Origin of the sequence: Nostoc paludosum FACHB-159, assembly GCF_014698835.1 — a bacterium.
GTDB classification, from domain to species: Bacteria; Cyanobacteriota; Cyanobacteriia; order Cyanobacteriales; family Nostocaceae; genus Nostoc; species Nostoc paludosum.
Genome location: NZ_JACJTU010000002.1, coordinates 21,552 through 38,635, shown reverse-complemented (window position 1 = coordinate 38,635; position 17,084 = coordinate 21,552). Strand labels below are relative to the sequence as shown.

Sequence of the window (17,084 nt, the reverse complement as noted above, 5' to 3'; positions counted from 1 at the left end):
AAGGGGGGAAAGATTTTTTCCCTATCCTCTCACCCCTCCCACCCCTCCCACTCCTCCCACACTTCCTGCTTGCCCCATGCCCAATGCCCCATGCCCCATGCCCAATCCCTAGTCAAAGGAGTAACCAAATAATGCTGGCATATGTCCTAGCTTTGGTGGTCGGTCTTGGTAGTTTAGCCATTTACATAGCAGCTTTCTTTTTTCCTGAAATCCACCGCAAGAATGATTTTATTTGGAGCGGTGTCGGGTTGTTCTATGCCTTAGTTTTATGGGTGTTTGCACCGCGCATTTCTGGAGGGTTGTTGCTGGGTCATGTGGCTAGCGTCGCTCTTTTGGTCTGGTTTGGCTGGCAAACTTTTTCGTTACGTCGCCAACTAACACCACAGGCACAACAAACCCAAGTACCTAGTGCTGAGACGGTGAAAACTGGCATTCAGGAAAAGGTGAATAAATTGTCTCTTCAGGAAAGGCTAGCTCAGTTGCAACAGGATATTGGTAGCACCTTGAGTGGCGTGAAAGACAAGGTGCAACAAACTGTGGGTCAAAAGACACCCATAACGACTAAACCTGAAGACATTACTTCTGTATTAACAGAGAAACCTGCTGTTGAGATTATCGACAATACCACTGCCACACCAGAACCACCAGTAGAGGAGACGGTTAGTACTACCGACACCGAAGCAAAAACCGAGAGTGTACCACAAGCAATTCCACCAAATCCTCCTTCCTGGGAATTAGTGGAAGCAGCCCAACCAGATCCGGAAACTGAGAATAAGGAAAAGATTCCCGTAGAGGAAATTGCTCCAGATGCATCTCTGGCTCCCCCAGCCGAAACACCACCGGATGCAACACCGCCAAATAATCAGGCTAGTTAAATTTAGTGAAACCCAACGTTATGTTTAATTTAATGTTGGGTTTCACTTATAGCCTAAACAAACACCTTGATCAGAATTTTGCCTATTTTAGATTTTTAAGTATATTTAGCGATCTTGAGATGACTTTTGCTATGCGGGACATAAATTTTATGTTACAGCCTTTTTCATGTATTTGAACTACGTCTGTCCTGGGGGCACAAGGTCTTGCGCCCCTACTCCGTGGTCTATTTATAGCTGTAAGTTGACACCTATAGTTGTGCGCCCCTACGAATGTAGGAATAATTAGAGATATTTATTTTTTGAAAGTTCCTTAAAGTCATCACCCCCTTAGGGGTGAGCTTTTGGTGTCAATTAAGAAGATAAATACTGACCAATGGATGGTTTTTGACGACGCAGAGCAGTCATGGCTTGCTGCTGGATTTGGCGAACTCGTTCTCGACTAACATTGAGCTTTTCTCCAATCTGAGCCAAACTTCGTTCTTGATTATCCAACAGTCCAAAGCGTAAGATTAATACTTCGCGCTGCACGGGTTTGAGTGATGCTAACAAATCATTCAAGTCCTGGCGCAGCAGTTCCTGAGTGATTTGCTCATTTGGCGAGATGCCTTCATCGCTTAGAAGTTCACTAAGTTCTGTATCTTGGTTATCACCCACTCTTAAATCTAGAGAGATTGTTCCACTAGCAGCACTGAGATATTCTCGAATCTGGCTTGGTTCCATATCCAGTTTCTGAGCAATTTCCGTGAGAGTAGCACGACGACCAAGTGTTTGAAATAGTTCTCGCTGTGTCTTCTTAATTTGACTGAGCTTTTCATTAACGTGAATTGGTAGTCTCACTGTACGGGATTTTTCGGCGATCGCTCTAGTTATCGCTTGACTAATCCACCAATATGCGTAAGTTGATAACTTATAGCCTCGGTTAGGATCGAACTTTTCTACCCCCCTTTGTAAACCGATTGCACCTTCTTGAACCAAATCCAAAAACTCTAGATTGCGACGCTGGTATTTTTTAGCTATGGAAACCACTAGTCGAAGATTTGCTACGATCATTTTTTGCTTGGCTCGTTGTCCAAGCTGAAGTATTTGATTAATTTCGGTTTCGGTCTTATTGACAAAATTTGCTAGTTCTGATGGTGTTGGTTGGCGATGTAATTGTTGACTAAGCTCTTGTTTGTGCTGCTCAATGGCAATCATTTGTTGTACTTGCCTGCCATAAGTTATTTCTTGGTCAGATGTTAATAAAGGGAACTGACCAATTTCTTGCAAATAAACGCGTACCATGTCAGAAGTCAGGCTGGACATACAACTTTAACATTTCTCTACAATTAGACGAATTTAAAAGTATAAATCAAATAGCCTCATAAAAAATATCGACCACGAGAGGCAATCTTATGCAAGGACTACTCACTAATGATTGGGCAAGGTAGCCCACTAACTACATCGTAACTTTAACGATAGACTGGTAAAAATTCTTTGAGGAAATATTAATGGTAGTAGTAGTTCCCCACGCAAATTATTGATAGGTGTAAATTGGGAAAGGGAAAAGGGTAAAGGGGAAGGGTTTAAAACCTGTAACCTTTGCCTTGCCTGTCAAAAAGACTTTGGCAGCCTACTAGTTAGTGCTCAGAGCGATCGTCAAAATCAAATAGTAGCCCCATAGACGAAATACTGAAATAGCATCAAGATGAGTAGCAAATCTCGAAAAGCATTGATTGGCATTACAACTTACGGACGGCAAGCACCATTACCATTTTCTCTGCCCAGTGAATATATAGATGCAGTCCGGGCCGCAGGTGGCATTCCCATATTATTACCACCAGGAGAAATGGAGCCTGCCACACTTGTGGATTCTTTGGATGGTTTAATCATTTCTGGTGGGGGAGATATTAGCCCTGTTTGCTATAACGGTTTTGCTCACCCTACTATTTATGCTGTCGATAGCGAACGTGATGCTTTTGAATTGGAGCTTGCCAAGTTTGCCCTTGAACGTCATCTGCCGATATTGGGTATTTGCCGGGGTTTACAAATTCTCATGGTCACCTGTGGGGGTACTCTAATTCCTCACATTCCAGATGTTTACGGTACATCTGCATTGCATCGCCTAGAGCCTGAGCCTGGACGACGTTTGCCTACAGAACATTTCGTCAAGATAGATGTAGAAAGCTGTTTAGCTGACTGTTTACAGAATTCTCACGTATCTGTAGTCTCTTGGCATCATCAAGCAGTAGATAAGGTACCATCTGGTTGGCGGGTTGTTGGCCATGCTCTAGATGATGGAGTAATTGAAGCTGTGGAGCACGAACATCATCCTTGGGCGATTGGTGTACAATGGCATCCGGAACTTTCAACTGTTGTAGATCCTAGTAATCAAAGACTTTTTCAAGCTCTCGTTCAGGCTGCACATACCAAACAAAGCTAATTGAGAAATCAAAGTATTATTAAATACTTTGGGCAGTAATTATTCTTTGCGCGTCATTTCTCTAGCTGTCCAATTCGCTTGATTTGTAGCAGATTCCAATCATCTTCAGAATAGGGGGTGCTGAACCAAGCATCTAATATTTCTTTGGCGATCGCTTCTGTAGTTGCCCGTAAACTTAAAACTAAGACATTCGCATGATTCCAAATACGGGCACCCCGCGCCGTCTCAGCATCATGGCACAAAGCAGCACGTATTCCACAGACTTTGTTCGCAGCTATAGATGCACCAGTACCAGTCCAACAAAAAACAATTCCTTCATCTACTTTCTGAGTTGCTACTGCCAAAGCAACCTTACTACTACTGATAGGCCAATCAACCTCTCGCTGATTCTCTGCTAGGGAACCAAAAGGTATAACTTCATGCCCACGCCGCTTAAGTTCTTCCAATACAGTATCAGTAAGGTTAGTGCGTTCATCACTGCCAATAGCGATTCTCATGCCTTCCCCTCTAAAAGTAGCCTACCCTATTGTTTCATCTTACGATAAATAGCGACAGTTAATTACCTTTTTAACTGTCGCTACAATTTAGTTAAATGATATTCAAGATCGGGTATTGCTGAATCTGAATATGAAATGCCAAAATGACATCTCTTTAACTTTTATTCTTTGCGCCTGCCTTGCCTTTGCGTGAGACTAATTCCTATTTTTCCTCAACTAAAGATGATTGCAGTTCTTGATGCCGTTTTGGTTTGATAAAACGCTCCGTCGTCGTCTTAATCACGATGTACAAAATTGGCACTATAAACAAACTTAAAAAAGTCGCAACTAACATCCCACCAAACACTGCTGTTCCCAAAGATTGACGGCTCCCTGCTCCTGCACCTGTGGCGACAGCCAACGGGTAAATCCCTAAAAGAGTAGAAAATCCAGTCATCAAAATTGGGCGTAAACGCTCTTGTGAAGCTTCAATTACTGCTTTAGTAATGGAAAGTCCTTGCTCTCGTAATTGGTTAGCAAATTCCACGATCAAGATCCCATTCTTACTAGCCAAACCAATTAACATTAGTAGACCAATTTGACAGTAAACATCATTAGAAAAACCTCGCAAAGATTGAGCTATGAGCGCTCCAAAAATAGCTAAGGGAACTGACAACAGAATGATAAAAGGGTCAATGTAGTTTTCGTACTGAGCAGCTAGCACTAAAAATACAAACACCAATCCTAACCCAAAAATTATAGGTGCTAAGCCAGCAGAATCTATTTCTTCTAATGCAGTTCCTGACCATTCGTAACCAAAACTTGCTGGTAAAACTTCTTTAGCAACTTGTTCCATTGCCTTAATAGCGTCTCCAGAACTAGAACCAGGAGCAGCGGCACCGTTAATTTCAATTGAGCGGAACAGATTGTAATGATTTATCGTTTGCGCTCCCACAGTTGGCGTCACTTTGACTAAGTTACTTAAAGGAATCATTTGATCCTTTTGGGAACGGACGTATAGTTTTCCAATATCTTTTGGATTAGAACGAAACTGTTCATCTGCTTGGATATATACGCGATAACTGCGCTGCTGGAGATTGAAATCATTCACATATTGTGAACCCAAAGCAGTTTGTAAAGTACTAAAGACATCATCTATGGAAACTTGCAGTGATTTGGCTTTATTGCGGTCTACTTCTACAACTAATTGTGGTGTATCTGCGGCAAAGGTACTGAATACAGCTTGTAATCCTGGTGTTTGATTGGCGCGACCGAGTAATTGCCCCATCGACTGCACCAAATTTTCTAAGCCAGTATTACCTCTGCGGTCTTGCAGCTGAAAGACGAAGCCGCCAAAGTTGCCTAAACCTTGAATTGGTGGCGGATTTACTGCAAATATCCTGGCTTCTGGGATGGATGACAATTTACCCTGCAATTTGCCAATTATCGCCTGTACTGATTGATCGGGTCTTGAGCGCTCGTCCCAAGATTTTAAGGTTGTAAATATGATACCGCTGTTAGCGGTGCTACCACTAAAACCAAATCCGCCGATCGCAAAAGTCCCTAGTACTTCGGGAATTGGTAGGATTTCTTTTTCTACTTGGGCAATTACATCGCTGGTATATTGCAGCGAAACGCCTTGAGGCCCTTGAATAATTGTGATGAAATAACCTTCGTCTTCATCTGGAAGAAAGGCCGTCGGTACTGTGGTGTAAAGCCAAGCAGTCATCCCTAAGGAGACGATAAACAACCCAATGATCACACTTTTGAAGCGTGTGAGGAAATTGAGCGATCGCTTATAGTTATGCTGTGCCCAGTCAAGAAATCGATTAATCTGGTCAAAAATCCAACCCAGCCAGCCTGAAGTTCTTTGTCCTTGACGCAGCAACACCCCACACAAAGAAGGTGTCAGAGTCAAAGCCAAAAAAGTCGAAATCGCAATGGAAAAGGCAATCGTCAGAGCAAATTGCTGATAAAGTGCGCCTGTAGTTCCTGGGAAGAAGGCCACTGGTATAAACACCGCCATCAACACCAGTGAAGTTGCAATCACCGCCCCAAGCAATTCTGCCATTGATTCGCTAGCGGCTCGGCGAGGACTTATACCTTTATCCTGAATAAAGCGGCTAATTTGCTCCACTATCACGATCGCATCGTCTACCACCATCCCAGAGCCTAAAGTCAGGCCAAACAAAGTCAAACTATTAATGGAAAAGTTAAAAACTTTGACGAATACAAATGTCCCAATCAAGGAAAGTGGAATCGTTACTGCTGGAATTAAGGTAGTTCGCCAGTCTTGCAAAAACACAAAAATTACAAGTACAACCAGCACCACCGATTCAATCAGAGTCTTGACCACTTCTGCCATCGATTCTTCGACAAACATAGTTGTGTCAAAAGCTACCTGATATTTCATACCTGGGGGAAAGCTCGGAGCCAATCGCGCAATTTCGTCTTTGACTCCTTTGGCTACATCCAAGGCATTACTACCAGGAACCTGATAAATCCCTAAACCAATAGCATCTTTACCGCGAAATCGCAGAAATGTATTGTAATTTTCTGCACCTAGTTCTGCTCTACCGATATCTTTGAGCTTAACTAATGTGCCGTCATCTTCAGTTTTCAGGACAATTTCCCCAAATTCTGCTGGTTCTGCTAATCGACTGGAAGCGCGCACATCAAGTTGATATCTTTGTCCTTCAGGAGCCGGTTCTTGTCCAATTCTTCCTGCACCCACCTGAAGGTTTTGTTCCGATAAGGCATTTGCCACATCTTGAGTTGTTAATCCCCGACTCGCAAGCCGACTCGGATCTAACCACAGGCGCATGGCGTAGCGACGTTCGCCAAAAACTTGGGCATTACTGACACCTTTGACTCTTTTTAAGGCATCTGCAATGTAAAGGTCAGCATAGTTACTTAAGAATATATTGTCGTATTCATTATTTTCTGCGAATAAACCAATTGCTAAGAGAATGTTGCTAGACTCTTTTGATACTCGCACTCCCGTGCGTTGCACAGACTCTGGTAATTGTGGTTGGGCAATAGAAACACGATTTTGCACATCCACCGCCGCAATATCTTTATTCCGTGATGAGTCAAAGGTGGCTGTAATGGTACTCGTGCCATCATTACTGCTGCTGGAAGTGAGATATCTAAGTCCCTCAACCCCGTTGATTTGCCTTTCTAAGATATTGGTAACGCCGCTTTCTACGATTTCGGCACTGGCTCCGCTATAGTTGGAAGTGACACTAATTTGGGTGGGAGTAATTTCTGGGAACCTGGCGATCGGTAGTGTCGGAATACTGATTAATCCTATTAAAAGGATAAGAATGGCGCAGACCGACGCAAAGATTGGCCGCTTAATAAAAAAGTCAACAAACATAATTTAGAAAATTGGGCATTGGGTATTTGGCATTGGGCACTGGGCATGGGGCAAGCAGGAAGTATGGGAGGGGTGGGAGGTGTGGGAGGTGTGGGAGGGGTGAGAGGTGTGGGAGGTGTGGGAGGAAAGGGAAGCATAAATTCTCTTTTTCCCCATCTCCCCACACTCCCCTTTCTCCCCACACTCCCCACACTTCCCCATCTCTCCTCTGCTCCCCAGTCCCGTTTCACTTAAAAATTCCGACTACCAACTGTTTCCGGTGCAGGAGTGATGGGGACGCCATTGGTGAGGTTGAGAATCCCAGAAACAACAATTTTGTCACCAGGTTTTAGTCCTTCGAGCACTTGATAACTATTGCCCTCAATAGCTCCCAACTTTACAGGCTTTTGCTGAGCTACCAATTTTGGGGCTGCGGGTTTAGAGTTTTGTGCTGGTGCTTCAGCTTTTGGCGCTCCAGGTTGAGAGTTTTGCGCTGGTGCTTCAGCCACAAAAACGAATGTCTCACCACCGAGACGAGATACTGCTGTCACTGGAATTAAAATGCCTGGGCGTTCATCCCAAATGACTTTGGTTTGTACTGACTGGCCATTAAGCAGTTGCCTTGTAGAATTGCCAAAGTTGGCTTTAGCTAAAACTGTTTGGGAATCTAAATTTGTATTTGGGGAGATGAAACTAATTTTACCTGTGGCTATGGCTTTGCCTTGGGCATCGAGCATTTGTACGGGTAATCCCAAGCGCAACTTTTTGGCTTCTTCTAAGGGAATAGAAATATTAAGTTCTAATGAGTCATTTCTAGTTAATGTGGTGAGCTGATCTGCTCTTTCTACGTAATCTCCGACTTTTGTGGGAATATCACCAACAATGCCGGTAAAAGGAGCTAGGACTTTTGTATATTGAAGTTGCACTTGGGCAGCTTGGACTTGACCTGCTGCTTGAGTAACTTGCGATCGCGCTTGGGCAATTTCTTCTGGACGAGAACCATTTTCCAGTTGCCTGAGGTTCTGCTGTTGTTGTTCTACAGCAGCAGCTAGCTCATTGATACTAGAGTTCCTACTTTGCCGTAGTTGGTCTAAACGTTTCTGGGCTACCACAAGGGCAGCTTCAGCGCTCCGTTGTTCCTTAACATATCCTTCTAAGGTATCTTGGGAAACTGCACCTTCTTTTCTCAATTGCTCGTATCGTTTGGCTCGTGACTGTGCTAGCTCCACATCAGATTTAGCTGACTGGATTTGAGCCTCAGCCTGAGCAATTTCTTCTGGCTGCGCTCCCGTTTGGGCATCCCTAAGGCGAGCTTGGGCTTGGGCTAACTGCGCTCTGGCTTGGGCAACTTCTTCTCGCCGGGTACCCGCTACAAGTTCAGCAAGACGCGCCTGGGCTTGTTGGAGTGAGCCTCTAGCTTGTAATAACTGAGCTTGGGCATCATCACTTTGTAAGGTAAAAATGACTTGCCCTTGTTGTACTCGATTGCCTTCGTTGACAAAAATCTGGGTAATTCGTCCTTCAATCTGTGGCTTAATAGTTACCGAACGAGGAGCTTCTAAGGAGCCAATAAACTGGGAACTTTCTTGTGTAGTTTCTGTCTCTATAGTTGCTAGCTTCACAGGAACTGCCATAGGTTGACCAGGAGCGCCCTGATTAGCAGATGCTCCATTGCTGGCATTGCTAGTTTGCCACCACCGCCAACCAAAACCAACACCTGCGATTACCAGAATAATTCCCAACACCATAGGCCAACGTCGCTTTTTAGGTGATTTGGGCGATCGTGGCAACGAGCCGGACTCTTGACTGGAATCATTAACAGCAGGCTGTTCTATTTCAACAGGAAAGGAAGATTCAGGGAACTCAGAATGGGACATTTTCGTTTTCTCGTCTTGTGAATCTAGACTTGAGCAATCTTACTTAGGTCAACGAGGAGGGCATTGGCCAAACAGGGCATTGGGCATTGGGTGTTGACAGGTATGGAAGCTTTTTATATTCTTCCCACACTCCCCCATGTCCGTTATATTTGCTACCCTATATCTCTGCCTTTGAGGCAAAGCAACATACCTACAAAACTATGCAAAGATGATTTCAAATCAATATCTGAGCGCACTGTACCTTTCTCCTCGCCGTTTTTTTAGTACACAACCAACTGTTTAGGCAGCAATTTGTCAGTCTTGTATTACCTCAAATGTGCAACCTGGTGTTGGGTTTTTCATAAGTGTTTGCAAGTACTTGCTTGCATCTCTATGTAAGTATTAGGCTGCATTATAACTACATAGTAAAGAAGATTGGTAATGCTAAAAATGAGTTTACCCTTCTTAAGTAGTAGTGAATATCGATCTGAAGGAAGATAAAGAGTAGCCAATCACTAATTATTTCAGATCTATCTCATCAAGATTGCGAGTTTCATTGATTTATCCTCACCAAAAACAAGGCACAATCAGTATTTATTGATCCAGAATCCTCTTTTTAATCGATTTCAACTTCCTACACTTAGGTCACCCGATCGGGTGATTTAATTTTCCCAGATTTGGGCGATGGAGCAGGGGAGGCAGAGGGCAAAAGTTTCAACCATCTACAACAGATTTCTTGGAATCTAATTCTGGCAATATACTCTCAACTGATTTTTGATTAACAACAATCTGAGAAAACAGCCACTCATAGCGATCGAGTGCTTGCTCTAAGGAATAGTTTGCTTCGGCGAACTGTCTGCCTACGTGGCCTAGCTTGGCTGCTAAAGTCGGGTTGGTATATAAATTTTGTACTGCATTTGCTAAAGCGTGGGGTGATTCTGGCTCCACAATTATGCCACCACCACTAAGTGCGATCGCTCTGGCAGCAGTACCACTGGCGGGAACTGAACCCACAATCGGCCGACCACTTGCCAAAAGCAGTGGTATTTTTGAAGGCATATTGAATGAAATTACATTGTGTTTTTGCACAATCAGCCCCACATCTGATGCTGCTAGCATTTCTGGTAGTTTCTCTCGTGGCTGCAATGGTAGCAGCAAAACATTATCCGCTCCATTTAATAGACAATATTCCTGTAACCTCTGCAATGCTCTTGATTCACCAACAATCACAAAGACAATATCCTTGATATGACGCAAGCAAATTGCTGCTTCTATGACTGTTTCTAAACCTTGTGTCAGGGCAATGTTTCCGGAATAAAGTACTACAAATTTCCCATCTAATTGATGTGTAGATCTCCAAGAGTTATCGTGTTTTGGTAAGGGGCGGATGAAATTTATATTCACCCAATTGGGAATACAAACAAGTTTATTAACAGGTACTCCCTTATTCACTAAATTCTCACTAAACCCATCAGCAATCACGCTAATTTTTTGTGCAGTTCGATATGCAAATTTTTCTAAGGCTGCAAGAGTTCGGATCATCCACTTGTTTTTCAGTAGCCCAACACGCACAGCAGCTTCTGGTAATATATCTTGCACATTCAGAATTAGCGGGCAGTTGTATAAGCAGCTAAATATTGTTGCTGGTAAGATACCTAGTAGAGGCGGAACTGTTAAGACGATCGCATCTGGGCGATCGCCTTTAAAGACTTGCGGTAAACTCGTGAAAACAAAGCTCAACTCCAATAGCAATCGGTCTACAACGTTGGGTTTAGACTTAATTCGCACGTAACTTCGTTGGATTGTAACACCATTTTTTTGTTCAGTAACGTACCATTTACCCCGATACCCATCGTAAATCCGTCGCTCCGGATAGTTGGGCATTGCAGTGATTACTCGCACTTGGTGACCTCGCTTTACTAATCCTTCTGCCAATTCAGTCATTAAGGGAGCAATTCCAATCGGCTCTGGATGATAGTTGTAGGAATAGATCAGAATGTGCATGAGCTATTTGTAAAGTTGGTGACAACAGCCACAGATGAGCGAATTGATTGATAACTACAGTAGGGGCTGCTACTTTGTATTATTTAATTTAGGTTGTGAACAGGTTATGAATTTTTTAAATCAAAACTGCAATCAATCGTATTAGTAAATTTTCTATGTGGATTTTAACAGTTATTAGTTATCAATTATCAGTTTTTTTGCTTGGATTGAGCCTTTCTACTGTGCAGTTATTAGCTACTAGTGTTAACTGTTCGCTGAATTTAATTTCACCATATGGCTGATTACTTTTAACTAATTAAAATGGGAATTTAATTGTTAAATTTACTCATAGGGGATTGTAGCATTATATTTAATCTCGTGCATGAAACCCGCATTCCGGCTTGTAAAGTGGCACATGAAGTATTGTGAACTACACCACCGTGTAAGATGGATGAGGAATTTTGCCGAATTACTTTACCAAGAAGGGGAAAGGGTAAGGGGTAAGGGAAGAAGAAAACACTTTTGCCCACAAGGTATAAAGCCCCTGTTTTTAAATATGGAGAACAAAAAAGAAGATTGAGGAGATACATAGTGCGATAAAAATTGCCGACTCCATGCCTATGAAACCCCTGTTTTGAAATTGCTGGTTCCTTTCCCCTTTCCCCTTTTCCCTTTCCCCCTCTTTTTCATTTAAAGTGTTTTACAGCCCATACGGCAGCATTGCGGCAAGGTAAACTGTTGGAATCAACTCATAAAGTTGAGCTACGCAAAGTTTAAAACAGTGACCTATGCCTGCTTTTTTATTAGAAATTGGTACAGAAGAACTACCTGCAAACTTTCTCAGTGGTGCTCTGCTGCAATGGCAAGAGCGCATTCCTCGAAGTTTGGAAGCAAACAGCCTCAAGAATGAAAGCGTTGAGGTATACGGGACTCCCCGGCGTTTGGCGGTATTGATTAAAGGTCTACCGTTCCAGCAACCAGACAGAGAAGAAGAAATTAAAGGGCCTCCTGCTGGTGCCGCCTTTAAAGATGGTCAACCGACACCAGCAGCAGTGGGCTTTGCTAAAAAACAGGGCGTGGAAGTAGATGCGCTGTCTGTTCGCCCGACTGATAAAGGGGATTTTGTGTTTGTGCAAAGAAAAATTTCTGGTCGTCCTGTGGCGGAAATTTTGACAGAGCTTGTTCCCCAATGGATTTGGGGCTTGGAAGGTAAGCGGTTGATGCGTTGGGGTGATGGAGATGCGAGATTTTCTCGACCGATTCGTTGGCTTGTGGCTTTGTTAGATGATAAGGTGCTGCCTTTAGAGTTAGTGAATGGTTCTAAAACGATTCAGAGCGATCGCCTGACCCAAGGTCATCGCGTCTTACATCCTCAACCTGTGACAATTACCCAGGCTACAGATTATGTTACCACTCTCAAAGAAGCCTACGTTACCGTTGACCCAGAAGAACGAGCAAATGTTATCAAACAGCAAGTAAATAAGGTAGCAGAAAATTTAGGTGGCGATACAGTAATTTACCCCGATTTGTTAGAAGAAGTAATCAACCTGGTTGAATATCCTTCGGCTGTTGTTGGTAAATTTGAACCAGAATTTTTGGAATTGCCGACTGAAGTCATCACTGAAGTTATGGTAACTCACCAGCGTTACTTTCCTGTATTCAAATCAGGTAGTCTTCAGCAAGAATTATTGCCGAATTTTATTACTATTTCTAACGCCGACCCTCAAAAATCAGATATTGTTGCCGTGGGGAACGAACGGGTAATTCGTGCCAGATTAGCTGATGGTAGATTTTTCTACGAAGCCGATTTAACCAAACCTTTAGAAAGCTTTTTACCCAAGTTAGAAACAGTCACTTTTCAAGAAGAATTAGGGTCTTTGCGTCTCAAGGTAGATAGAGTAGTTAAGATTGCCGAGCAAATAACTAAGCAATTAGATTTAACAGCAGAGCAAAGCCAAAAAATCCACCGTGCGGCTTTATTATGTAAAGCAGATTTGGTTACTCAAATGGTCTATGAGTTTCCAGAATTGCAAGGCATTATGGGAGAAAAATATGCCCTAGCAAGTGGTGAAGATAGCGAAGTAGCAAAGGCAATTTTTCAACATTACTTGCCAACGGGAGCAGGTGACAATTTACCCGAAACACTCACAGGTCAAATTGTCGGTTTAGCAGATAGATTAGATACTTTGGTGAGTATCTTCGGTTTAGGTTTAATTCCTTCGGGTTCTTCCGATCCTTTTGCTTTGCGTCGTGCTGCCAATGCAGTAGTAAAAATTGCTTGGTTTGCTAATTTACCAATAAGATTATATGAATTACTGTTGCAAATCTCCACAGATTTTGCAGCAAAATATCAGAAAGATCTGGCATCATTAACAGCAGCATTACAAGAATTTTTCTTACAGCGCATTCGCACTTTATTGCAAGAAGAAAAACAGATTGATTACGACTTAGTGAATGCAGTTTTGGGAGAAAACGATCCAGAATATACAGAGCGGGCATTAAAAGATTTGTTAGATGTACGCGATCGCGCCTTATATCTGCAACAAATTCGTAACGACGGCATCTTAGATACCATTTATGAAACCGTTAACCGTTCCACACGCCTAGCCGCCCAAGGCGATTTGGATACAAAACAGCTAGAACCCACAAGCTTAATCCGTGAAGAACTATTCCAAAAACCTTCCGAAGTGGTTTTGTATAATGCCTTAGTTGATTTAGTGCCAGAAACTCAAGCAGCACAAGAAACTAGAAATTATCAACTGTTAGTAGCAGCCCTAACAAAAATTGCTCCCACAGTTAGTAACTTCTTTGACGGGCCGGATAGCGTTTTAGTAATGGACTCCGATCCAGAAATTAAGCGTAATCGATTACATCTATTGGGATTAGTTCGCAATCATGCCCGTGTTTTAGCTGATTTCGGAGCAATTGTCAAAAATCTGTAGCGTAGGTCAACAAAAAGTTGTGTAATTTTTGCCAATAAACGTTAGTATAAGGAGTGCTTAACCAGGGATCTCTGCTGCAATCTATGTCCAGAGCTACTGTAATTGGATTTGGAAAGTCCGGTGTTGCTGCGGCGAGATTGTTGAAACGGGAAGGTTGGGAGGTGGAACTGATTGATTCCGCTAGTGCCGAGAGCTTAGCTGAACGCAACACCTCCGAGACCCTTCTCCAACAACAACAAGAACTTGCTGCCGAACAAATAACCATTAAACTAGGTCAATCCCCAGACTTGAATGGTGCTAATTTACCAGAATTAATAGTCGTTAGTCCTGGCGTGCCTTGGGATGTTCCTGTATTAAATAAGGCACGGCAACTAGGGATTGAAACCATCGGCGAAATCGAACTCGCTTGGCGGCATTTGCAACCTTTACCTTGGGTAGGAATTACTGGCACTAACGGCAAAACCACCACTACATCTTTAATTGCCGCCATTTTCCAAGCAGCAGGCTTAAACGCACCCGCCTGCGGTAATATTGGCTACGCTGCTTGTGAAGTCGCTCTGTCTTGGAAGCGAGGGGGAGCAGGGGAAGCAGGGGGAGCAGGGGGAGCAGGGGGAGCAGGGGAAGCAGGGGAAGCAGGGGAAGCGGGGGAAAGATTTGATAACTCCTCATTCCTAACTCCTAACTCCTCACTCGATTGGATAATTGCCGAAATTAGCAGCTATCAAATAGAATCATCAACGTCCCTTGCACCTCGCATCGGTGTTTGGACGACTTTTACACCAGACCATTTGGCGCGGCATAAAACTTTAGAAAATTACTACAACATCAAAGCTAAGTTATTACAGCAGTCTGAGTTACAAGTGTTCAATGGCGATGATGCTTACTTGAGCAAGCTGGGTTTGAGTGCTTGGCCGAATGCTTATTGGACGAGTGTCAAAGGAAAAGATTTCCTGATTAGCGAAAAAGGCTTTTATATTGAAGATGGCTGGGTTGTGGAAAAGTTAACTGCTACCTCTGCACCAGAACGGATTGTGAAAGTATCTGCTTTGCGGATGGTGGGAGAACATAACCAGCAAAATCTCTTGATGGCGGTAGCGACGGCGCGGTTAGCGGGAATTAATAAAGATGCGATCGCTCGTGCAATTAGTGAATTTCCTGGTGTTGCTCATCGTTTAGAGCATATCTGCACTTGGGAAGGTATTGATTTTATTAACGATAGCAAGGCCACAAACTACGATGCTGCGGAAGTTGGCTTGGCATCGGTAAACAGCCCAGCGATTTTAATTGCCGGTGGAGAAGCAAAAGCAGGCGATGATACTGCTTGGCTAGCACAAATCCAAAGCAAAGCTGCTGCTGTGTTATTGATTGGCTCTGCTGCACCCGCCTTTGCCCAACGGCTGCAAGAAGTAGGATATTATACTTACGAAATTGTGGAAACTATGGAAAAGGCAATTCCCAGGTCAGCGGAATTAGCCAAGCAATATCAAGCACCTGTAGTGTTGCTATCTCCTGCTTGCGCGAGTTTCGACCAGTACCCGAATTTTGAGGTGCGGGGCGACCATTTCCGCGAACTGTGTCTTGCTTGGGTGAAAAACTCCAAACCGAGCAAACTAGAACTTCCAGACTTAGAAAATTCTAGTCAACAGTCCATAGTTCAAAGTCGCTAGGTGTTGTTTCTCAACTGGCTGCGGCGATAAGTAGCGATTCGCCGAGCCTTATCCTGTGGTCATGGGTAATAGCCTTGGTTACAATACCATTTGCAAAAATCTTTGCAACAAATGAATCCGCTGTAAAAGTGTAGAGGTGTACGCCTCTACCCATACATCTTTAACGTGAATTCGACAGACCTCACACACCCTGTTTCCCTCTCCTGGGAGGCTACGGTGTACACTTCATTTACCTGAAAAATGCTGTATCTCTATTCGTGAAAATTTTCCAGCTTGTTTGGATTTACCCAACGATTCACAAATTCGTTTTTATTTTTGTGTACCTTAATTTGCACTTCCTTGGAACCTAATTTGACCACTTCTGCGGGAATTCTCTGAATATCAGCAGAATCACCACGAGCCTTGTAAAGCCAAATAACTTTTTGACCTACTTCAAAGTAGTCAGGATTGCTAGTTAAAGAAGGTGCTGTTTTTGCCCAGGTGGGAGAAGCAACTGCTAAGTTGAACAAAAATACTAATAACACTACAGTAATTTGTAAAAATTTGATGTTCATTACAGTTAGTAAATTTCTAGACAAAGCTGGAGTAATAATTGCTATAAAGGTTGAAATTGTTTGTTTATTGACTTTCTCAAAAATAATTTTTGAAATTGCGCCTATTTCATAAATTTTATGTCGGTAATTTAGCATTAATTGGCTCTCTTGATTTTAACTAATACATTAGTTTCATTTTGATTAGTAAAAGTTTTTGCTATTTTATAAAAACTGATGATTTTTAAGGTTAAATTAAGGGAATTAATGATTTTGGAGTAATTTTAATTAGAAATCTTTAGTACTTATAGAATAAACAAGCTTTCAAATATAATCAAATATTATTGATTGTTAAAACCATAAAATAAACTAATCGTAGATTATCTAAATAAATTTATCAATACACGTAGTGATTGACAATAGATTTCAAGGATAGTGAAGTACACAAGCTAAATCTCAAAGTCAAAAATCAAGCTTGTTTACCTTGGCAATTTGGGGTCGGAGAATTGACAAAATATGGCGTTTATGGGTTTTGATGAGTTTTGTCATCGAATTTTTGGGCAGCGATCGCACTACATCAGTTCGTCTATTCTAACTAATGGAAAAGCTACTGGAATTATAATCTCTGTCTCAAGAATAATTGACGCCAAATAGCGCTCTAACGTAAACATTAGATATATAGAGCATTATAACTTTCATTTATCTGCTTCACAGTAAAAGCCTACTTGTGGCAAAACAATCCAAAATTAGTAAGCTAGTTCGTGACCTGCGGCAAGAATTGAATCTTTCTCAATCAAGATTTGCCGCCGAGTTGAATGTCGCGTTTACAACAATCAAGCGTTGGCAAAATAGACGCGCAGCACCTTCTTCTTTGGCAATGGAGCGTATTAGTATTTTGCTTAATGAGTTGGGCGATCGAGGTAAAATTCTCGAAACAACATACTTTGGAGAAGAAGAGTAAGCTTGTTTTATGGTGCT

12 protein-coding genes are annotated in these 17,084 nt (G+C 42.6%); 6 read left to right on the top strand and 6 right to left on the bottom strand.

The genetic code is table 11. The annotated features are described in order from the left end of the window. The first annotated feature begins 131 nt into the window (after positions 1–131). The gene (locus tag H6H03_RS02630; RefSeq protein WP_190953594.1) at positions 132–875 is read left to right on the top strand and encodes a Ycf66 family protein; all 744 of its coding nucleotides are present in this window, start codon (positions 132–134) and stop codon (positions 873–875) included. 351 nt (positions 876–1,226) lie between these two features. Here the strand turns inward: H6H03_RS02630 and H6H03_RS02625 are convergent, their stop codons facing one another. Beyond that, the gene (locus H6H03_RS02625; protein WP_190953593.1) at positions 1,227–2,177 is read right to left on the bottom strand and encodes an RpoD/SigA family RNA polymerase sigma factor; all 951 of its coding nucleotides are present in this window, start codon (positions 2,175–2,177) and stop codon (positions 1,227–1,229) included. 382 nt (positions 2,178–2,559) lie between these two features. Between H6H03_RS02625 and H6H03_RS02620 the strand changes: the two genes are divergently transcribed. After that, a complete protein-coding gene (locus H6H03_RS02620) occupies positions 2,560–3,294 on the top strand; it encodes a gamma-glutamyl-gamma-aminobutyrate hydrolase family protein (RefSeq protein ID WP_190953592.1) in 735 nt (244 codons plus the stop codon). Between the two features lie 53 nt (positions 3,295–3,347). Here the strand turns inward: H6H03_RS02620 and H6H03_RS02615 are convergent, their stop codons facing one another. Continuing rightward, positions 3,348–3,791, bottom strand: a complete 444-nt coding sequence (locus H6H03_RS02615; RefSeq protein WP_190953591.1) for an RpiB/LacA/LacB family sugar-phosphate isomerase — start codon at positions 3,789–3,791, stop codon at positions 3,348–3,350. A 202-nt stretch (positions 3,792–3,993) separates the two neighbouring features. Further along, entirely contained in the window at positions 3,994–7,149 is a 3,156-nt protein-coding gene (locus H6H03_RS02610; protein ID WP_190953590.1) for an efflux RND transporter permease subunit, read from the bottom strand. Between the two features lie 45 nt (positions 7,150–7,194). Here H6H03_RS02610 and H6H03_RS02605 point away from each other — a divergent pair, with 45 nt between their 5' ends. After that, positions 7,195–7,383 (top strand): hypothetical protein, encoded by a 189-nt coding sequence (locus tag H6H03_RS02605; RefSeq protein WP_190953589.1) that lies wholly within the window; start codon positions 7,195–7,197, stop codon positions 7,381–7,383. Here the strand turns inward: H6H03_RS02605 and H6H03_RS02600 are convergent. Together H6H03_RS02600 and H6H03_RS02595 are read right to left on the bottom strand one after the other, a co-directional pair. Continuing rightward, positions 7,380–9,005 carry an efflux RND transporter periplasmic adaptor subunit gene (locus tag H6H03_RS02600; RefSeq protein ID WP_190953588.1) on the bottom strand — a complete coding sequence of 542 codons (1,626 nt, stop codon included), beginning with the start codon at positions 9,003–9,005 and terminating at the stop codon, positions 7,380–7,382. The genes H6H03_RS02605 and H6H03_RS02600 overlap by 4 nt on opposite strands. Before the next feature lie 693 nt (positions 9,006–9,698). Further along, positions 9,699–10,988: a glycosyltransferase family 4 protein gene (locus H6H03_RS02595; RefSeq protein ID WP_190953587.1), complete on the bottom strand. Its 1,290-nt coding sequence runs from the start codon at positions 10,986–10,988 to the stop codon at positions 9,699–9,701. A 767-nt stretch (positions 10,989–11,755) separates the two neighbouring features. On the opposite strand from H6H03_RS02595, the gene glyS reads away from it, so the two are divergent. Beyond that, positions 11,756–13,909 carry a glycine--tRNA ligase subunit beta gene (glyS, locus tag H6H03_RS02590; RefSeq protein WP_190953586.1) on the top strand — a complete coding sequence of 718 codons (2,154 nt, stop codon included), beginning with the start codon at positions 11,756–11,758 and terminating at the stop codon, positions 13,907–13,909. Positions 13,910–13,992: 83 nt separating this feature from the next. Then, positions 13,993–15,576, top strand: coding sequence for a UDP-N-acetylmuramoyl-L-alanine--D-glutamate ligase (murD, locus tag H6H03_RS02585; protein ID WP_190953585.1), 1,584 nt, complete (start codon positions 13,993–13,995; stop codon positions 15,574–15,576). Positions 15,577–15,827: 251 nt separating this feature from the next. Here murD and H6H03_RS02580 read toward each other — a convergent pair whose 3' ends face one another. Beyond that, a complete protein-coding gene (locus tag H6H03_RS02580) occupies positions 15,828–16,130 on the bottom strand; it encodes a hypothetical protein (protein ID WP_199338694.1) in 303 nt (100 codons plus the stop codon). A gap of 703 nt (positions 16,131–16,833) precedes the next feature. Between H6H03_RS02580 and H6H03_RS02575 the strand changes: the two genes are divergently transcribed. Further along, positions 16,834–17,067 (top strand): helix-turn-helix domain-containing protein, encoded by a 234-nt coding sequence (locus H6H03_RS02575; RefSeq protein WP_313931775.1) that lies wholly within the window; start codon positions 16,834–16,836, stop codon positions 17,065–17,067. Positions 17,068–17,084 lie beyond the last annotated feature (17 nt).

Bases quoted from the DNA above. Each gene is read 5' to 3' on its own strand.
- H6H03_RS02625 (WP_190953593.1), bottom strand. From the start codon at position 2,177: ATGTCCAGCCTGACTTCTGACATGGTACGCGTTTATTTGCAAGAAATT.
- glyS (WP_190953586.1), top strand. From the start codon at position 11,756: ATGCCTGCTTTTTTATTAGAAATTGGTACAGAAGAACTACCTGCAAAC.
- H6H03_RS02615 (WP_190953591.1), bottom strand. From the start codon at position 3,791: ATGAGAATCGCTATTGGCAGTGATGAACGCACTAACCTTACTGATACT.
- H6H03_RS02630 (WP_190953594.1), top strand. From the start codon at position 132: ATGCTGGCATATGTCCTAGCTTTGGTGGTCGGTCTTGGTAGTTTAGCC.
- H6H03_RS02620 (WP_190953592.1), top strand. From the start codon at position 2,560: ATGAGTAGCAAATCTCGAAAAGCATTGATTGGCATTACAACTTACGGA.
- H6H03_RS02600 (WP_190953588.1), bottom strand. From the start codon at position 9,005: ATGTCCCATTCTGAGTTCCCTGAATCTTCCTTTCCTGTTGAAATAGAA.
- H6H03_RS02610 (WP_190953590.1), bottom strand. From the start codon at position 7,149: ATGTTTGTTGACTTTTTTATTAAGCGGCCAATCTTTGCGTCGGTCTGC.
- H6H03_RS02595 (WP_190953587.1), bottom strand. From the start codon at position 10,988: ATGCACATTCTGATCTATTCCTACAACTATCATCCAGAGCCGATTGGA.
- H6H03_RS02605 (WP_190953589.1), top strand. From the start codon at position 7,195: ATGGGGCAAGCAGGAAGTATGGGAGGGGTGGGAGGTGTGGGAGGTGTG.
- H6H03_RS02580 (WP_199338694.1), bottom strand. From the start codon at position 16,130: ATGAACATCAAATTTTTACAAATTACTGTAGTGTTATTAGTATTTTTG.
- murD (WP_190953585.1), top strand. From the start codon at position 13,993: ATGTCCAGAGCTACTGTAATTGGATTTGGAAAGTCCGGTGTTGCTGCG.